The sequence below is a fragment of the Leisingera sp. ANG-M1 genome, from assembly GCF_000813745.1.
Lineage (GTDB): Bacteria > Pseudomonadota > Alphaproteobacteria > Rhodobacterales > Rhodobacteraceae > Leisingera.
On record NZ_JWLC01000014.1, the window covers coordinates 191,079 to 209,992 of the forward strand.

At 63.3% G+C, this 18,914-nt stretch carries 14 protein-coding genes; 7 read left to right on the forward strand and 7 right to left on the reverse strand.

Annotated elements, in window-relative coordinates; translation table 11 throughout:
- The first annotated feature begins 47 nt into the window (after positions 1-47).
- From moaA to RA19_RS13320, 3 genes are read left to right on the forward strand one after another with little or no spacing between them, the layout of a single operon-like run.
- Positions 48-1,058 (forward strand): GTP 3',8-cyclase MoaA, encoded by a 1,011-nt coding sequence (gene moaA / locus RA19_RS13310; RefSeq protein WP_039163325.1) that lies wholly within the window; start codon positions 48-50, stop codon positions 1,056-1,058.
- Positions 1,059-1,060: 2 nt separating this feature from the next.
- Positions 1,061-2,383: a 3-deoxy-D-manno-octulosonic acid transferase gene (locus RA19_RS13315; RefSeq protein ID WP_039163327.1), complete on the forward strand. Its 1,323-nt coding sequence runs from the start codon at positions 1,061-1,063 to the stop codon at positions 2,381-2,383.
- Positions 2,370-3,428 (forward strand): glycosyltransferase family 4 protein, encoded by a 1,059-nt coding sequence (locus tag RA19_RS13320; protein ID WP_039163329.1) that lies wholly within the window; start codon positions 2,370-2,372, stop codon positions 3,426-3,428. The genes RA19_RS13315 and RA19_RS13320 overlap by 14 nt, the downstream gene beginning before the upstream one ends.
- A 110-nt stretch (positions 3,429-3,538) precedes the next feature.
- Here RA19_RS13320 and RA19_RS13325 read toward each other — a convergent pair whose 3' ends face one another.
- The 4 genes from RA19_RS13325 to RA19_RS13340 form a co-directional block, all read right to left on the reverse strand.
- The gene (locus RA19_RS13325; RefSeq protein WP_039163330.1) at positions 3,539-4,702 is read right to left on the reverse strand and encodes a M20 aminoacylase family protein; all 1,164 of its coding nucleotides are present in this window, start codon (positions 4,700-4,702) and stop codon (positions 3,539-3,541) included.
- 32 nt (positions 4,703-4,734) lie between these two features.
- Positions 4,735-5,901: a M20 aminoacylase family protein gene (locus RA19_RS13330; RefSeq protein WP_039163331.1), complete on the reverse strand. Its 1,167-nt coding sequence runs from the start codon at positions 5,899-5,901 to the stop codon at positions 4,735-4,737.
- Positions 5,902-6,053: 152 nt separating this feature from the next.
- Positions 6,054-7,220, reverse strand: a complete 1,167-nt coding sequence (gene argE / locus RA19_RS13335; protein ID WP_039163334.1) for an acetylornithine deacetylase — start codon at positions 7,218-7,220, stop codon at positions 6,054-6,056.
- A gap of 2 nt (positions 7,221-7,222) precedes the next feature.
- Positions 7,223-9,043 carry an ABC transporter ATP-binding protein gene (locus RA19_RS13340; protein WP_039163337.1) on the reverse strand — a complete coding sequence of 607 codons (1,821 nt, stop codon included), beginning with the start codon at positions 9,041-9,043 and terminating at the stop codon, positions 7,223-7,225.
- Between the two features lie 344 nt (positions 9,044-9,387).
- Between RA19_RS13340 and RA19_RS13345 the strand changes: the two genes are divergently transcribed.
- The 4 genes from RA19_RS13345 to RA19_RS13360 all read left to right on the forward strand — a co-directional run bounded on the left by RA19_RS13345 (position 9,388) and on the right by RA19_RS13360 (position 14,452).
- Entirely contained in the window at positions 9,388-11,088 is a 1,701-nt protein-coding gene (locus tag RA19_RS13345; RefSeq protein WP_039163339.1) for a peptide ABC transporter substrate-binding protein, read from the forward strand.
- A 147-nt stretch (positions 11,089-11,235) separates the two neighbouring features.
- Positions 11,236-12,243, forward strand: coding sequence for an ABC transporter permease (locus tag RA19_RS13350; protein WP_039129736.1), 1,008 nt, complete (start codon positions 11,236-11,238; stop codon positions 12,241-12,243).
- A complete protein-coding gene (locus RA19_RS13355) occupies positions 12,236-13,147 on the forward strand; it encodes an ABC transporter permease (protein ID WP_039163341.1) in 912 nt (303 codons plus the stop codon). The genes RA19_RS13350 and RA19_RS13355 overlap by 8 nt, the downstream gene beginning before the upstream one ends.
- Positions 13,148-13,378: 231 nt before the next feature.
- Positions 13,379-14,452: a YeeE/YedE family protein gene (locus RA19_RS13360; RefSeq protein WP_039163343.1), complete on the forward strand. Its 1,074-nt coding sequence runs from the start codon at positions 13,379-13,381 to the stop codon at positions 14,450-14,452.
- Here the strand turns inward: RA19_RS13360 and RA19_RS13365 are convergent.
- The 3 genes from RA19_RS13365 to RA19_RS13375 all read right to left on the reverse strand — a co-directional run bounded on the left by RA19_RS13365 (position 14,388) and on the right by RA19_RS13375 (position 18,906).
- Positions 14,388-15,668, reverse strand: coding sequence for a DUF3422 family protein (locus RA19_RS13365; protein ID WP_039163428.1), 1,281 nt, complete (start codon positions 15,666-15,668; stop codon positions 14,388-14,390). The two genes, RA19_RS13360 and RA19_RS13365, sit on opposite strands and share 65 nt — an antisense overlap.
- 225 nt (positions 15,669-15,893) lie before the next feature.
- On the reverse strand, positions 15,894-17,318 hold the full coding sequence (locus tag RA19_RS13370) for an NAD(P)(+) transhydrogenase (Re/Si-specific) subunit beta (RefSeq protein WP_039163344.1): 1,425 nt from the start codon (positions 17,316-17,318) through the stop codon (positions 15,894-15,896).
- 16 nt (positions 17,319-17,334) lie between these two features.
- A complete protein-coding gene (locus tag RA19_RS13375) occupies positions 17,335-18,906 on the reverse strand; it encodes a Re/Si-specific NAD(P)(+) transhydrogenase subunit alpha (RefSeq protein ID WP_039163346.1) in 1,572 nt (523 codons plus the stop codon).
- Positions 18,907-18,914 lie beyond the last annotated feature (8 nt).

The window sequence follows — 18,914 nt, forward strand, 5'->3', positions numbered from 1 at the left end:
GCCCCGCCCCCCTTGCCGTAGGCGGCGGCCGGCTTTACCTAGGAGGCATGACGGCTCCTCTTATCGATCCATTCGCCCGCGCGATCACCTATCTGCGCCTCTCGGTCACCGACCGCTGCGACTTCCGCTGCGTCTATTGCATGTCGGAAAACATGACCTTTTTGCCAAAGAAGGACCTCCTGACGCTGGAGGAGCTGGACCGGCTGTGTTCGACCTTCATCCGGCTGGGCGTGGAGAAGCTGCGCATTACCGGCGGCGAGCCGCTGGTCCGCCGCGGCATTATCAGCTTCTTCCAAGCGATGAGCCGCCATCTGGAAAGCGGCGCCCTGAAAGAACTCACGCTGACCACCAATGGCTCGCAACTGGTGAAATTTGCGGACGACCTATATGCCGCCGGGGTGCGCCGGGTGAATATCTCGCTCGATACGCTGGACGAGCAGAAATTCGCGGACGTCACCCGCTGGGGCCGCCTGCCGCAGGTGCTGAAAGGCATAGATGCAGCGCAGAAGGCCGGCCTGCGCGTCAAGATCAACGCCGTGGCCCTGAAAGGCTTCAACGAGGAAGAGCTTCCGGCCATCACCGCCTGGTGCGCCGAACGCGGCCTTGACCTCACCTGGATCGAAGTGATGCCGATGGGCGACGACTTTGATGCGATGCAGCGTATTGGCCAGTACTGGTCCCTGGAGGAGGTGCGGGCCGAGTATGAAAACCACTACACCGTCACTGACCTGGCCGAGCGCACTGGCGGCCCTGCCCGCTATGTTCGGCTCGAGGAAACCGGCCAGAAAGTCGGCTTCATCACGCCCCTGTCCCATAACTTCTGCGAAAGCTGCAACCGGGTGCGTGTCACCTGCACCGGCGAGATTTACACCTGCCTCGGCCAGGAGGGCAAAGCCGACCTGCGCGCGCCGCTGCGCGCCAACGAGGAAGGCACCGGCGTGCTGGAGGCCGCCATCCGCGCCGCCATCGGCGACAAGCCGCGCGGCCATGACTTCGATTACTCCCGGCAGCAGGTGTCGGGCACCATGACCCGCCACATGAGCCACACCGGCGGTTGATCATGTCCAGCGGCACGCCTGCGCAGCCGACGCTGCTCTATTCCCTCTACTGCGGGGCCAGCAAATTGCTTGCCCCTCTTGCCTGGCGCAAAGTTGCCGCCAAACTGCGCGATTACGGCCTGCCCGAAGACCGCGTGCGCGAACGCCTTGGCCATGCCTCGCTGCCCCGCCCTGCAGGGCGGCTGATCTGGTTCCATGCGGCCTCGGTCGGCGAGAGCCTCTCGGTCCTGACCCTGATCCAGCGAATGGGCGAACAGGCGCCGGACGCAGAGTTCCTGATCACCTCCGGCACTCCGACCTCCGCCGAGCTGATCGCCAAACGCATGCCGCCGCGCTGCCGCCACCAGTTCCCGCCGCTGGACACTGCCGCGGCGGTGGACCGGTTTCTGAAACACTGGCAGCCCGATTTGGGCGTGTTTGTGGAAAGCGAGCTGTGGCCGCAAATGCTGGTGCGCGCCCGCAAATCTGGGTGCCCGCTGGCGCTGCTGAACGCCCGGCTGTCGGACCGTTCGGTCGAAGGCTGGAAAAAGCGCCCGGGAACGGCACGCTATATTCTTGATCAATTCGACCTGCTGGTGACCCAGAACCAAAAGACGGCGGCAAACCTGCAAGCCATGGGTGCCGCCCCCGGCCGCATCCGCCCCGGCAGCAACCTCAAGGCAGCGTCAGCGCCGCTGCCAGTGGATCAGACCACACTGTCCAAGGTCCGCGACGACATCGGCAGCCGCGCCATTTGGATTGCCTCCTCGACCCACGAAGGCGAGGAGGAGATTGTACTGGACGCGCACAAAGAGCTGCTGCAGCGGCACCCGGACCTCTGCCTGCTGCTCGCCCCCCGCCACCCGGAGCGCGGCGATGCGGTAGAGGCCCTGATCAAAAGAGCCGGCCTCAGCTGCGCCCGCCGCAGCAAGGGCGTGATGCCCGGCACAACCACGCAGGTCTACCTGGCCGATACGCTGGGCGAGGTTGGCACCTGGTACGCTCTCAGCCCGCTGGTGTTCCTGGGCGGGTCGCTGCGCGAAATCGGCGGCCACAACCCGTTTGAGCCGATGCAGGCCGGCGCCGCCGTCATCAGCGGTACAGGACACTACAATTTCGCAGAAACCTACGCCGAGCTGACCGCGCTTGGCGCCGCCGCAGAGGTGCACTCCACCGCAGACATAGCAGCGCAGGTTGCAAAATGGCTGGACCAGCCGCAGGCCTGCAAAGCGGCCCGCAAGGCTGCCGGGCAATTCATCTCCCGCCAGTCGGATCAACTGGACAAGACGGTGGACGCCCTTCTGGCCCTTCAGCCCGCAAAAGGAGGCCGTGATGGCCAAGGTTGACGCCAACACAATCGAAGTCGTCGCCCCGAACTTCAAGCGCCGGCTCTCGGGCGTGACCTCCACCATCGTGCGGCTGGTGCCATTGCAGCGAAAGCAGATCGCCATTGCCACCGCAGGCAGCGGCCTGCCCGGGGACATGCCGCATCTGTCCGCGTCGCAGCTCATCGTCATGAACCGCAACGGCCCCGCCGGCGTCCGGGTCTGGCACGCCCGGCGCAATGTGGAAATGCTGGGCGGGCTGGCTCTGAAATACCTCTTGGGCAAGCGGCTGAAACTGCTGTTCACCTCCGCGTCGCAACGCCATCACTCCGGCTATACCAAATGGCTGATCTCCAAGATGGACCGGGTGATCGCCACCTCCGCCAAAGGCGCGGCCTACCTCGATAAGCCGGTGCAAGTGGTGCATCACGGCATCAACACCGAAGAGTTCGCCCCGCCCGCCGACAAAACCGCCCTGCGCCGCGAACTGGGTCTGCCAGAGGACGCCATCCTGATCGGCTGCTATGGCCGCATCCGGGCGCAGAAGGGCACGGATGTCTTTGTCGATGCCATGCTGGAAGTGCTGAAGGCGCACCCCAAAGCTGTGGGCCTCGTCATGGGCCGCGCCACCGAAAAACACGTGGCCTTCGAAAAGCAGCTGCGCGCCAAGGTGGAAGCCGCAGGCCTCAAGGACCGGCTGCTGTTCCCGCCCGAAGTGCCGGTCTGGGAGGTCGCCCGCTGGTACCAGGCGCTGGACCTCTATGTGGCGCCGCAGCGCTGGGAGGGCTTTGGCCTCACCCCGCTGGAAGCCATGTCCTGCGGCGTGCCCGCCGTCGCCACCCGCGTCGGCGCCTTTGAAGAGCTGATCGCGCCGAATGAGACCGGCCTGCTGATCGACCCGGGCGAAACCGCCCAGATGGCAGAGGCCATCAACCAGGTGCTCTCTACGGAAGGCCGCCTGCAGGACTGGTCAGCCGCCGCGCGAAAACACGCAGTGACCAATTTTGCGCTTGAAAAAGAGGCGAACACCCTGGTCGCCATCTATCGCGAGCTGCTGGAGCACTAAGGCTCCCGCAAACGGAACCCGATCCCTCTTCATCTGGCCCCAAATATCCTCGGGGGTGAATTGGCCCAAGGGGTCAAGAGGGGGCAGACAGCCCCCTCCCCCGCCGTCATTCAAGCTGCAGGCATCCGCTGCTCGACAATCTCCGCCCACCAGCTGCAGCCCGCAGGAATGGCGTCATCGTTAAAGTTGTACTCCGGGTGGTGCACCATCGCGGTGTCGCCGTTGCCCATCAGAATATAGGCGCCAGGGCGCTCCTCCAGCATGAAGGCAAAATCCTCGCCGCCCATCACCAGCGGCGCATCCGCGCAGGAGCCCGAGACGCTGGCTGCAACCTTGGCGGCAAACTCGGTCTGCTCCTCGTGGTTTGCCATCACCGGATAGCCGCGGTGATAGGTGACATCCGCCGTACCGCCGAAAGTGGCCGCGATGCCGTTGCAGATCTCCTTGATCCGGGTCTCGGCCAGGTCGCGCATTTCCTTGGACATGGTGCGCACGGTGCCCTTGATCTGCACCTTCTGCGGAATCACGTTGAACGCTTTCGACGATGTCTCAAACGACGTCACCGAGACCACCACCTGATGCACCGGGTCCGCGTTGCGCGACGCGATGGTCTGCAGCGCCAGCACCGCTTGCGCCGCCAGCACCGTGGTATCGACGGTCTCATGCGGCTTGGCGGCATGGCCGCCGCGGCCCTCGAAAGTGATGTCGAACTGGTCGGTCGCGGCAAAGAACGAGCCCGGGCGGATTGAAAACGCCCCCACCGGCTGGCCCGGCCAGTTGTGCAGCCCGTAGACCTCCTGCACCCCCCAGCGGTCCATCAAGCCATCGTCGCACATCACCTTGGCGCCGCCGCCGCCCTCTTCGGCGGGCTGAAAGATCACCACCACGGTGCCGTCGAAATTGCGGGTCTCGGAGAGGTACTTGGCGGCGCCCAATAGCATCGCGGTGTGGCCGTCATGGCCGCAGGCATGCATTGCGCCGGGGGTCTTGGAGGCATAGTCCAGCCCGGTCTGCTCATGGATCGGCAGCGCGTCCATGTCCGCACGCAGGCCGATCACCTTGCCGGAGCTGTCCGCCTTGCCCTTGATCACCCCCACGACGCCGGTGCGGCCGATGCCGGTCACCACCTCGTCGCAGCCGAAGGCCTGCAGTTTCTCGGCGACCAATGCGCTGGTGCGGTGGGTTTCGAACAGGATTTCCGGGTTTTCGTGGATATCCCGGCGCCAGGCGGTAATTTCATCCTGCAGTTCGGCAAAGCGGTTCTTGACCGGCATCTTTCACTCCTTGGTTTGTCTTTCCCGCGCCCTCAGGCCGCGGGCATTCTTCGTTCCACCAGCTCGGCAAACCAGCTGCATCCCAGCGGGATCGCATCGTCATCAAAGACATAGGCCGGGTGGTGGCACATCTCGGTGTCGCCGTTGCCAAGGAAGATATAGGCGCCCGGACGCTCTTCGAGCATATAGGCAAAGTCCTCGGACGGCATGATCGGCGGGGTGTCGGCGGTGACCTTGGCGGCGACGGCCTGGGCCGCCTCCACCGCATGGGCCGTGCCGGCCTCGTCATTGATGGTTGCGGGATAGCCCGGCAGCCATTCAACCTCGGCCTTGGCGCCAAAGGCCGAGGCGGTGTCTTCGGCCACCCGGCGCACCCAGCTTTCGGCCAGTTCCCGGTATTCCGGGTCCAGGGTGCGGACGGTGCCTTGCAGGCGTGCGGTATGCGCAATCACATTCGACGCGGTGCTGTCGGTTTCAAAAGTGCCAACGGTCAGCACCACCCGCTTCACCGGGTCCACATTGCGCGACACGATCGAGTGCAGCGACACCACGATCTGCGACGCCACCAGCGTGGTATCAATCGCATCATGCGGTGCGGCGGCATGGCCGCCCTTGCCGGTGACCTTGATGATGAACTCATCGGACGAGGCCATCAGCGCGCCGGGGCGGATGGCAAATTCACCCACCGGCAGGCCCGGCATATTGTGCAGGCCATAGACCTCCTGGATGCCCCAGCGGTCCATCAGCCCGTCGTCGCACATCGCCTTGCCGCCTGCGCCGCCTTCTTCCGCCGGCTGGAAGATCAGCACTGCCTTGCCATCGAAATTGCGGGTCTCGGAAAGGTACTTGGCCGCCCCCAGCAGCATCGAGGTATGGCCGTCATGGCCGCAGGCGTGCATCACGCCGGGGGTCTTGGAGGCATAGTCCACGCCCGAAGCTTCCGGGATCGGCAGCGCATCCATGTCGGCGCGCAACCCGATGGCGCGGCCCGAGGTGTTTGTCTTGCCCTCAATCACCGCCACCACCCCGGTCTTGCCGATGCCGGTGGTGATATCGGTGATGCCGAAGCCCTTCAGCCGTTCCACCACAAAGGCAGCGGTTTCATGCACCTCGTACATCAGCTCAGGGTTCTCGTGCAGATGGCGGCGCCAAGTGGTGATTTCGCCGTGCATCTCGGCCAGACGGTTCTTGATCGGCATGGTGCCCTCCCCGGCAGGTTCCGTTACGGCAGACTGTCGATGATAAAACTTGCTTTCGCAAGTATCCCCGGGCTGCCCGGACGCCGCGGAACTTGGCGGCGCCCCTATGTGTTAGCATCTGATCATGAAACCGCAGGTTTCAAGGCGGCGTGTCAGGCCTGCAGCCTCTCCACCAGGCGGCGCATGAAATCATGGCCCGCGTTGAACTGCGCAACCGTGATGTATTCATTCGGCTGATGCGCCTGAGCGATGTCGCCAGGGCCGCAGATAACTGCCGAGTAGCCCGCCTGCTGGAACTGCCCGGCCTCGGTGCCATAGCTGACCACATGGCTGCCGTTGTCACCGGTCAGCAGCCGCACCAGCGCCTCGGCCTCGCCGTCCTGTTCCGGCACCAGGCCGGGGACGTCAAAGCTCTTCTCGATATGAATGCGGGCCTCGGTATGCACGGCCTGCATTTCCGCCTCAACCTCGCGGACCTTCGCCAGGTAGGCCGCTTCCCAGTCCGCTGCGTCTTCGCCGGGCACCACCCTGAAATCCATCACAAAGCGGCAGTCCTTGGCGGTGATGTTGTGGGCGGTGCCGCCTTCGATCATGCCAACGTGGCAGGTGGTCCAGGGCGGAGTGAACATCGCCTGCACCTCACCGGGCTCCTGCGCCATGTTTTCGGCATTACGCTGGTTCGCCCAATCGATCAGCTTGGCCCCTTGCATGATCGCACTGACGCCAGTGTGCATGATCGAGGAGTGCACTTCAAAACCCACCACATGAGTGGCGTAGCCGGTGCCGCCCTTGTGGCCGGTGACCGCCTTCATCATCGAAGGCTCGCCCACGATCACTGCCGAGCCCTTGGGCAGCACCGGCTGCATCGCCCCGATCATCGGCGGCGCACCGGTGCAGCCGGTTTCCTCGTCAAAACTCAGCGCCAGCTGCAGCGGCCGTTTGACACCCTGCGTATGTGCCTCCACCAGCGCCCAGATGGCCAGCGCGTCATAGCCCTTCATGTCGCAGGTGCCGCGGCCGAAGTATTTGCCGTCTTTCTCGACCACCGTGAAGGGATCGCTGTCCCAGGGCTGGCCGTCCACCGGCACCACATCGGTATGGCCCGACAGCACCACGGCACCTTCTTCCCAAGGCCCAACATGCGCAAAAACCGCGGCCTTGTGGGGCTGTTCCGGATCCACCCAGCGGTGGCTTTCGATGCCATGGGAGGACAGGTATTCCTGCACCCAGTCCACCAGCGGCAGGTTGGTGTCCCGGCTCACGGTCGGGAAGGAGACCAGCTTTTGCATAATCTCCAGCGGGGTGAGTTTTGCGGCCATAGTCAGTACCCGCTGTCGGTGGTCAGGACAAAATGGCCGGGCTCCAGCTCCAGGTATTCGGACGGTTCCGGCTCGTACCCGACCTCATGGATCGGCGACGGAATCGGCTTGAAGTTCAGTTCCTTCTCGGATTTGCGCTGGCGCGGGTCGGCAATCGGCACCGCTTTCATCAGCGCCTGCGTATAGGCGTGCAGCGGGTTCTCAAAGACACGCTCGCGCGGACCGATTTCAACAATTCGGCCCAGGTACATCACACCGACCTGATGCGAGACGCGCTCCACCACCGCCATATCGTGGCTGATGAAAAGGAAGGAGAGGCCAAGCTCGGCTTGCAGCTCCATCATCAGGTTCAGAACCTGCGCCTGCACTGAAACATCCAGCGCCGAGACCGCTTCGTCCGCCACAATCAGCTTGGGATTCAGGGCAAGCGCACGGGCAATGGCGATCCGCTGGCGCTGGCCGCCGGACATCTCGTGCGGGTAGCGGCGCATAAAGCTGCGCGGCAGGTGCACGCGGTCAAACAGGCTGGCGACCCGGTCCTGCAGCTCGGAGCCAGAGGCAAGGCCGTAGTTGCGCAAGGGTTCGGCCACCTGGTCGATCAGCTGCATCTGCGGGTTCAGCGACGCAAAAGGATCCTGGAAGATCATTTGCATATCCTGGCGCGCCTTGTGCATCTCGGACGCGCTGAATTGCAGCACATCGCGGCCCTCGAAATTCACTTGGCCGGATTGCGGCTCCACGAGCCGCAGAATTGAGCGGCCCGCTGAAGACTTGCCGCAACCGGATTCGCCGACCAAGGACAGGGTCTGCCCCTTGAACACCTTGAAGGACACATCTTCGACCGCATGCACATTGGAAATCGTGCGGCGCAGCAATCCGCCTTTGACCGGAAAGCGGGTGGTCAGGTTCTTCACGTCCAGCAGCACCTCGTCGGTGCCTTGGATTGGCTCAATCTTTTGATCTTCGACACCCATCAGCTTCATCGGTTCGGGGTAATGCTTGCCGCGCATCTCGCCCAGCTTCGGCACCGCTGCCAGCAACGCCTTGGTATAGTCGTGCTGCGGGTTCTCGAAGATCTCCTCGACGGTGCCTTCCTCAACCTTGTTGCCGCGGAACATGACCACCACGCGGTCGGCCATCTGCGCCACCACCGCCATGTCATGGGTGATGAACATCACCGCGGTGCCGGTTTCGCGCTTCAGCCGGTCCATCAGGGCCAGGATCTCCGCCTGGATGGTGACATCGAGCGCGGTGGTCGGCTCATCCGCGATCAGCAGACGCGGTTCGCAGGCCATTGCCATGGCAATCACCACCCGCTGGCGCATGCCGCCCGACAGCTCGTGCGGGTACTGCTTCAGCCGCCTTTCGGGCTCGGGGATGCGGACCTGGCGTAGCAGCTCCAGCGCGCGTTCCTCGGCCTGGGACTGGGACATCTTCTTGTGGATGCGCAGGCCTTCGGTCAGCTGGCGGCCGACGGTGAACACCGGGTTCAGCGCAGTCATTGGCTCCTGGAAGATCATGCCGATCTCATTGCCGCGGATCTGCTTCATCAGCTCCTGTTCGGAGGTGGCCAGGTTCGTTTCGCCGCCTTGGCGCCGGTTGAACAGCAGCTCGCCGCCCGCGATCTCGCCGCCGCCGAATTCCACTAGCCGCATCAGCGACAGCGACGACACCGACTTACCGGAACCGGATTCGCCGACGATGCATACAGTCTCCCCGGGGCTCACCTCGAACGAGACATCTTCGACGCCGACAACCGGACCATCCTTGGTCTGAAACTCGACGCGCAAATTTCTGATGGATGCAATTGCGGTGTCCAGCATGGCGGTCTTCCTATCTGTCTTTCCTCAAGGCAGCACAGGGCTGTGGCCCCGGCCCTGCGGAGTAAACTCTACTTCGTTCCAAAAAGCTCATGCAAATAATGCATAAGGATTCCAAAATTGGAATTTGCAATTTCTAAGGAACTAGTTTTCGATGACTTCAGTGGCTGTCTGCAGCGCGCCGTGCGCCGGTGCGTCCGGCAATATGTTAAGACCGCTTAGTTTTTTACGTTGCCCGTGCTGCCTGCAGGCGCAAATGCTACCGATCCGCAGCGATGCGGCAAATTTCCGGGCCACGCAGCCCGGCCAACAAAAAGACACGAAATGTGTCCGACAAGGAGAGTGTGATGAAACTCAAATCCCTTTTGATGGGTGCCGTTGCCGCGGCCTCCCTGGCGCCGGCTGCTTTCGCCGAGCGGGGATCCGATGGCCAGGTCAACATCATCTACTGGCAGGCGCCGTCGATCCTGAACCCGTTCCTGTCCGGCGGCACCAAGGACATTGATGCCTCTGCGCTGGTGATCGAACCGCTGGCCCGCTACGACCCGAACGGCAACATGCTGCCCTACCTGGCGACCGAAATCCCAACTGTCGAAAACGGCGGCGTGTCCGAGGATCTGACCTCGATCACCTGGAAAATCACCCCAGGCCTCAAATGGTCCGACGGCAGCGCCTTCACCGCGCATGATGTGAAATTCACCGCCGACTACTGCATGCACCCCGAAGGCGGCTGCGCGCAGGTTACCAAATTCGAAGGCGTGACCAATGTCGAAGCTGTTGACGATCTGACCGTCAAGGTCACTTTCGACAAGCCGACCCCCTTCCCCTACGGCCCGTTTGTGGGCGGCGAAAGCCCGATCATCCAGAAGGCCCAGTTCGAGAACTGCATGGGTGCCAAAGCACCGGAATGCACCGAGGCCAACTTTGGCCCGATCGGCACCGGCCCGTTCACCGTGGATGAGTTCAAGCCGAACGACGTGATCACCATGTCGGCGAACCCGAACTACCGCGACCCGGCCAAGCCTGCCTTTGCCAAGGTGCTGTTCAAAGGCGGCGGTGACGCAACCGCAGCCGGCCGTGCTGTGATGGAAACCGGCGAGTTCGACTATGCCTGGAACCTGCAGCTGGCGCCGGAAGTGATCGCCCAGATGGAAGCAGGCGGCAAAGGCACCCCGGTAGCAGGCTTCGGCCCGCTGGTTGAGCGCATCATGCTGAACCAGACCGACCCGAGCCCGGAGCTGGGCCCGGACGAGCGCTCCGTGAAGCGCGGCCACCCCTTCCTGAACGATCCGGCCGTCTACAAGGCGATGTCGCTGGCCATTGACCGCCCGCTGCTGGTGGAAATCGGCTATGGCAAGGCCGGCAAGGTTGGCTGTAACTGGGTTCCGGCCCCGGCGGCCTTCAACTCGGACACCTTCGACTGCTCGGTTCAGGACATCGACGCCGCCAAGGCGATGCTGGAAGAAGCGGGCTATAAGGACACCAATGGCGACGGCGTGCGGGAGACCCCGGACGGCAAGCCGATGAAGATCCTGTACCAGACCTCGACAAACGCCGTGCGTCAGGACTTCCAGGCGCTGATCAAGGAATGGTGGAGCCAGATCGGTATCGAGACCGAGCTGCGCAACATCAACGCATCCGTGTTCTTCGGCGGTGACCCGGGCTCGCCCGACACCTTCCAGAAGTTCTATGCCGACGTTGAAATGTACGCCAACACCTTCAACGGCACCGACCCGCAGTCCTACCTGGCCAACGGTCTGTGCGACAAGGCTCCGACCCCGGCCTCCCAGTGGCAGGGTGAGAACATCTCGCGCTTCTGCGATGCAGAGTTCGACGAGCTGCATGCCGAGCTGACCAAGACCGCAGGCCTGGAAGCCCGCGCCGAGATCGGCAAACGCCTGAATGACATCATGGTCGAAAAAGGCGGCATGATCCCGCTGGTCCACCGCGGCCGTCTGTCGGCACACTCCAACACCCTGGGCGGCGTCAACCTGAACGTCTGGGACAGCGAGATGTGGAACGCAGCTGACTGGCACCGCATCAAGTAAGCTGAGCTTGCCTCATAGAGGCCCTGGCGTTACGCTGGGGCCTCTTGCCATTCAGCAACGGTTACGTTTTACCGCCCCCGCAAGAAATGGATCTGAGGCTCCCTCGCCCGCTCCGAACTCACTACAAGTTGCAAAGGCGCTAACCCGATGCTGACCTTTACAATCCGGCGGCTGGTGCTGGCAGTTCCGACACTGCTGTTCATCAGCCTCGTGATCTTCCTGCTGCTGGAGCTCGCCCCCGGCGACCCGATGGCGCAGGTTCCCCTGACCGTTCCCCCTGAAGTCAAAGAGAAAATGCGCGAGGCGCTTGGCCTCGGCCAGCCCATGCATATCCGCTTCTGGAAGTGGATCGTGCAGTTCTTCTGGATCGAGCCGCAGGTCCTGATCGACCATTACCTGGGCACCTCCTTCTCCGCAGGCGACCTGCGGGTGATCTCCTGGCAGACCCGTTCGCCGGTGATGGACATCGTGATTCAGCGAATCCCCCAGACCCTGTGGGTGGTCGGCACCGCCTATGTGGTCGCCATCCTGATCGCCCTGCCGATCGGCATCTACTCCGCCTACCGCCAGTACAGCTGGTTCGACCAGCTTGGCACTTTCGTGTCGATGGTGGGTTTCTCGGTGCCGCCGTTCTTCTCGGGCGTGCTGGTGATCGTGATCTTCTCGGTGCAGCTCGGCTGGTTCCCCTCGATCTATGACACCACCCATGTGGTCGACAGCTGGGACGCCTTTGTCTACCAGCTGAAGCAGATGATCATGCCGGTGATGGTGCTGGCGCTGCAGATCACCGCACAGCTGAGCCGCTTCATGCGTGCCTCGATGCTGGACAACCTCAATCAGGATTACGTCCGCACCGCCCGCGCCAAGGGCCTCAGCGAATATGTGGTGGTCATGGTCCACGTGCTGCGCAACTCGATGATCCCGGTGGTCACGGTGATTGCACTTGGCATCCCGTCGATCTTCGGCGGCGCCATCATCACCGAACAGGTGTTCAAGGTGAACGGCATCGGCCAATTGCTGATCGGCGCTATCCAAGCCAACGACCTGCCTATGGTGCAGACGCTGACCTTCATCTTCGCGGTGCTGATCGTGCTGTTCAACCTGATCGCCGACGTTCTGTACGGCATTCTTGACCCGAGGATCCGCTATGACTGAGCTTAGCAATCCGCAACCCGCCAAGCCGCCGCGCAGCCAGTGGCTGGACGTCTGGGACCAGTTCAAGTCGCACCGAGGCGCGCTGATGGGCGGGGCGCTGTTCCTATTCATCATCCTGGCGGTCTACCTGGGTCCGTTCTTCTGGGAGCTGGAAGCCACCCAGATCAACATCCGCCACCGCAACCAGGGCCCCAGCTGGGAGCATCCTTTCGGCACCGACCAGTTGGGCCGCGACATGCTGGCCCGGATGATGGCCGGCGGTGCGACCTCGGTGTCCGTGGGTCTGACCGCGATGCTGCTGGCGCTGTTCCTGGGGTCTTTCATCGGGGTGATGGCCGGCTTCTTCAAAAAGCTCGACGGCCCGCTGATGCGCCTCACCGACCTGTTCCTGGCGCTGCCGCTGCTTCCGCTTTTGCTGGTGATGATGCTGCTGTTCCGCGAACCGCTGAACGCAACCTTCGGCCCGGAACAAGGGATATTCATCCTGATCGTGATCTCCATCGGCGTGACCAGCTGGATGCCCACTGCCCGCATCGTGCGCGGCGATGTACTGGCGCTGAAGGAGCGCGAGTTCGTCATGGCCGCCCGCTCCATCGGCACCACCAACAGCAGCCTGATCACCCGGCATATCCTGCCCAACGTGCTGTCTCCGATCATGGTCTCAGCCACCCTGGGCATCGCCACCGCGATCATCACCGAGTCGTCCCTGTCGTTCCTCGGCCTCGGCTTCCCGCCGGACTTCCCGACCTGGGGACGCCTGCTGTTTGATGCCACCGACTACCTCCAGCAGCACCCAGAGCGGGTGTTCTGGCCCGGCATGGCAATCTCGCTGACGGTGCTGAGCGTGAACTACCTGGGCGATGGCTTGCGCGACGCGCTGGACCCGCGGATCCGGGGGCGCTGAGGCGGAACACACGCACACATTCAAATAAAAACATGACTTTTGGCCGCCCCGCCCTGGGCGGCCAATTTGTTTTACAATACGTCAAGTCGAAAAACAAAACCCCTGCCACAGACAGCAAAATCGGAACTCTGTCCCACACCCTTAGCGCAACCCGCAGCCGAACAGGCTTGCCCAAAGCGCCGGCAGACGTCATTTCGGGAAAATATTCCGCTTTACTCCCTGGTGACTGCAATGTTCGAAACATTTGGCTTTGAAGAGACCACGCCGCAGGACGTTTCCGTCTGGTTCGCCCTGGGCATTGGCATCCTGTTCGGTGTGCTGGCGCAGCTCACCCGCTTCTGCTTCCGCCGCGCCCTTGTTGGCGACGACCGCCGCCAGGCCGCCGGAGTCTGGGCCATGGCCCTGGCCGTTGCCGTCATTGGCACCCAGGCGGCTGTGGCCATGGGCTGGATCAGCTTTGAAGACCACCGCCTGCTGGCTGGCGATCTCCCTGTTCTCGCCATCGTTCTGGGAGGGCTGATGTTCGGTGCAGGCATGATCCTGACCCGCGGCTGCGCCTCGCGGCTCTTGGTTCTCAGCGGCAGCGGCAACCTGCGCGCCCTTCTGGTCATCGCGGTCTTTGCCGTTGTGGCCCACGCCACGCTCAAAGGCGTGCTGGCGCCTGTCCGCACCACGCTTGGCTCGGTCACTTTGCCGATGGCAGAGCAGGTCTCTCTCGCAGCCCTGCCCGGAGGAGCCCTGCTGTGGAGTACCGTGATCGCCGCGGCAGCGCTGCTCCTTGCCCTGCGCTCCGGCAATGGCCTGACGAAGCTGGCAGGCGGCGCGCTGATCGGTGCGCTGGTACCGCTCGCCTGGGTTGGCACCGGCTATGTGCTGTATGACGAGTTTGACGTGATCCCGATGCAGAGCCTCTCCTTCACAGCCCCTGCAGCCGATACGCTGTTCTTCGCCATCGCCTCCACCTCCATACCGGCCGGCTTTGGCCCCGGACTGTTCGGCGGCGTGCTGCTCGGCGCGCTGGTGGCGGCGCTGCCCAGCGGCGGTTTTCAGTGGCAGAGCTTTGAGTCCCCGCGCCAGACCGGCCGTTACCTGACCGGTGCCGTGCTGATGGGCGTTGGCGGCGTGCTGGCCGGAGGCTGCACTGTCGGCGCGGGCCTGGCGGGCATTCCTACACTCAGCGTCGCCGCTTTGCTCGCCTTAGCAGCCATTGCGCTAGGCGGGCTTGGCATGAATGCCGCGCTTAGTGCAGCTTCTTCCGGATCCGCCGCACACCCAGCCAAACCAGGCCAACAACCGGCAGAGTGATCAGCGCCGTCAGCGTGCCTTTGCTGATGCCCAAAGCCGCAGTCAGCGGATAGAGCGCATACCCCGCCAGCGACACCGCGTAATAGCTGATCGCCACCACCGACAGCCCCTCGACCGTGTGCTGCAGGCGGAGTGCTAGATCGGCGCGGCGGTCCATGCTGGCCAACAGCGCTTGGTTCTGCGCCGAGCGTTCCACATCCACCCGGGTCCGCAATAGCTCCCCGGCCCGGCGCGCCCGGTTTGCCAGAGCATCCAGCCGCTTCTCAGTGGATTTGACTGTGCGCATGGCCGGCTCAAACCGGCGCAGCATGAACTCCTCCAGCGTCTGAAACCCCTTGTGCCGCTCCTCCCGCAGCAGGCTGACACGCTGATTGACCAAAGCATCATAGGCGCCGGTGGCGCTGAAGCGGAAGGCGGAGCGCGCCGCCATCGCCTCCAGCTCCGCCGAGACGGTCAGCAGCTGCGACAGGGTCTGCTCAGCCGGGGCAGAGCCGCCGGTCATCTCTGCCATCATCTCGCTCAGATGGGTGTCCAGCGCGCTGATCGTGGGTGTGAGGCCGCGGGCGCGGGAAAACCCCAGCATCGCCATCGCCCTGTAGGTCTCAATCTCGCACAGCCGCTGCACAATCCGGCCGATGCGGTTGTGGCCGGTGCCCGGCGCGGTGAAGACGGCAAAGCGCATGTGCCCCGCCGGGTCGATACGGAAGTCGCCGCCAACCACCGCGCTGCCGCTCAGCACCTGGCTCACGGCCAGGCTTTCGGGCACCAGCCAGTCATGCAGAATGGGCTTCAGGCTCTCGCCTTCCGGACGGGGCTGAACCCGGATCATTGCCGAGGTGATCCGCTGGCCCGGTGCCTGCTCCAGCCAATCGGCAGGGAACACCTCGAAATCCGCCGGATCAAAGGCGCGGGCGCCGAGGGTGTTGCAATAGGCGGTGTAGCTGACGAACTCGCTGTGCTGTTCCCATTTCAGCATATGGCGGCCGATCTGCGCCATATGGTGGGTGGCGCCGGGTTTGGGATGCGGCGCGCCGTGGCGGTCCAGCAGGTCCGTCAGGTGCAGCAGATCCTGCATCCGATCGCGGTGCTCGGCCTCGTTAGGCTGTTTCACCGCGAGATAAACCACAGTGCAGGGGCTGGACATGGCCGGAAAGGGGCGCGCGTGCAGCTCATTGGTGAGCTGATAGCGCAGCGGATGGTCCTGGATCGGGGGCATGACGGTCTCCGGGGCAATGGCGGCAACCATAGAGAGTCGATCAAAACATGTACAGAAATGTTTTATTTCAATGCGTTAACTGGATGCGATGGTATGCAGAGGCGAGGTTGGAGGGGGCTCTGCCCCCGGCCTGCGGCCTCCCCCGGGGATATTTTTGGCAAGAGGAAAGCAGCAAAGAAAAAGGCGCCCCGGATGGAGCGCCTTCTTTAAGTAAGCCCAGACCGCTTAGCTGATCATAGTGAGCAGGGTGTCAAGGCTGGCCTTGGCGTCGCCGTAGAACATGCGGGTGTTGTCCTTGAAGAACAGCGGGTTCTCGATGCCGGAATAGCCAGTGCCCTGGCCGCGCTTGGAGACGAAGACCTGTTTCGCCTTCCAGCACTCCAGCACCGGCATGCCGGCGATCGGCGAGTTGGGGTCTTCCTGGGCGGCCGGGTTGACGATGTCGTTGGAGCCGATAACGATCGCCACATCCGTCTCCGGGAAGTCCTCGTTGATCTCATCCATTTCCAGCACGATGTCATAGGGCACCTTGGCCTCCGCCAGCAGCACGTTCATGTGGCCCGGCAGGCGGCCCGCCACCGGGTGGATGGCAAAGCGCACGTCCTTGCCCTTTGCCCGCAGGCGGCGGGTGAGCTCGGCCACATTCTGCTGCGCCTGGGCCACCGCCATGCCGTAGCCAGGGATGATGATGACGCTGTCGGCCTCGTCCAGGGCCGTGGACACACCGTCGGCGTCGATGGCGATCTGCTCGCCTTCCACTTCCATCGCGGGACCGGTGGTGCCGCCGAAGCCGCCCAGGATCACCGAGACGAAGGAGCGGTTCATCGCCTTGCACATGATGTAGCTGAGGATCGCACCCGAAGAGCCCACCAATGCGCCGACCACGATCAGCAGGTCATTGCCCAAGCTGAAGCCAATCGCTGCCGCGGCCCAGCCCGAGTAGCTGTTCAGCATCGAAACCACCACCGGCATGTCGGCGCCGCCGATGCCCATGATCAGGTGATAGCCGATGAACAGCGCCGCCAGGGTCATCAGCATCAGCGGCAGGAAGCCGCCGGTGTTGAAGTACCAGATCAGGCAGAGGAAAGAGAGGCCCGCCGCCCCTGCGTTCAGCATATGGCCGCCCGGCAGTTTGGTCGCCGCAGAGGTCACTTTGCCCGCCAGCTTGCCAAAGGCAATCACGGAACCGGTGAAGGTGATCGCGCCGATGAAGATGCCGAGGAACAACTCGACCCGCAGGAAAGCGATCTCGGCTGGGCTTTTCTTGGCGATCAGCTTGGCGAAGGAGCCGAGATCATCGGTGCTGGCAGCCGCCGCCACATTGCCGATCTCGAAATGGGCGATGAAGCCCACGAAGACCGCCGCGAGGCCAACCAGCGAGTGCATCGCTGCAACCAGCTGCGGCATCTCGGTCATCTGGACCTTCTTGGCGACATAGGTACCAATGATGCCGCCACCCGCAATCAGGATCAGCGACAACAGCCACAGGCCGGAGCCGGGGCCGATCAGGGTGGCAAAAACCGCCAGCCCCATGCCGGCAATGCCGTACCAGACTGCGCGTTTGGCGCTTTCCTGGTTGGACAGCCCGCCGAGGGACAGGATGAAGAGAACAGCCGCAACAACATAGGCGGCGGTGGTGAAACCAATCATAAGTCCGTCCCCCAATTCAAGATTTCTGGAACATGGCGAGCATGCGCCGGGTGACGAGGAAGCCGCCGAAGATGTTGATCCCGGCCATAAAGACCGAAAGCGCCGCCAAGAGGATCACCAGGAAGGAGCCGGAGCCGATCTGCATCAGCGCGCCCAGGATGATGATCGAGGAGATCGCATTAGTGACCGCCATCAGCGGCGTGTGCAGCGAGTGCGCAACGCCCCAGATCACCTGGAAGCCGACAAAGCACGACAGCGCAAAGACGATGAAATGCTGCATGAAGCTGGCCGGCGCAAACAGGCCCACCAGCAGCAAGAGCGCACCGCCGCCGACCAGCATCGAGACCTGGCTCTTGGTCTGCGCCTTGAAGGCTTCGATTTCCTGCGCCCGTTTCTCTTCCGGGGTCAGCTCCGGCACTGTTTCCTTCGGCTTGGCCGCAATCGCCTGCACCTTGGGCGGCGGCGGCGGGAAGGTGATCTCGCCCTCAAACGCCACGGTGGCGCCGCGGATCACGTCGTCCTCCATGTCGTGGTTGACCTGGCCGTCTTTCTCCGGCGTGAGGTCAGCCATCATGTGGCGGATGTTGGTCGCATAAAGGCTCGAAGACTGCGCCGCCATGCGGGACGGGAAGTCGGTGTAGCCGATGATGGTGACGCCGTTCTCAGTCACCACTTTCTCATCCGCCACGGTGCCTTCGGCATTGCCGCCGCGCTCGGCCGCGAGGTCGACAATGACCGAACCCGGCTTCATCGCCGCGATCATGTCGGCGAGCCACAGCTTGGGCGCGTCGCGGTTAGGGATCAGCGCGGTGGTGATGACGATGTCCATCTCCGGCGCAAGCTCGCGGAACTTGGCCAGCTGCGCTTCGCGGAATTCCGGCGAGGAAACAGAGGCGTAGCCGCCGGTGGCGGCACCGTCCTGCTGTTCTTCCTCGAAGTCCAGATAGACAAATTCGGCGCCCATCGACTCGACCTGCTCAGCCACTTCCGGGCGGACGTCGAAGGCATAGGTGACCGCCCCCAAGGAGGTCGAAGTGCCGATGGCAGCCAGACCTGCCACACCAGCGCCAACCACCAGAACCTTGGCCGGAGGCACTTTGCCCGCGGCGGTGATCTGGCCGGTAAAGAAGCGGCCGAAGTTGTTGCCCGCCTCGATGACCGCGCGGTAGCCCGCGATATTTGCCATCGACGAAAGCGCGTCCATCTTCTGGGCGCGGGAGATCCGCGGCACCATTTCCATGGCGATCACATTGGCGCCCTTGGATTTGGCCAGCTCCATGCCTTCTTCATTCCCTGCAGGGTTGAAGAAGGAGATCAGCGTCTTGCCCTTGGTCAGCCGCTTCAGCTCGGTCGCATCCGGCTGGCGCACCTTGGCGACAATGTCGGAGGCTTTCCACAGCGCTGCCGGGGTCTTGATGACCTCGACGCCTGCCGCCTCATAGGCCGCATCGGAAAAGCCCGCAGCTGCCCCTGCCCCGGATTCGATCGCGCAATCGTAGCCGAGTTTTTGAAGCTGCTTGGCGGAATCCGGCGTCATCCCGACCCGGTTTTCCCCTGCAAATGTTTCTTTTGGTGTTCCTATTTTCACCCTTTTGG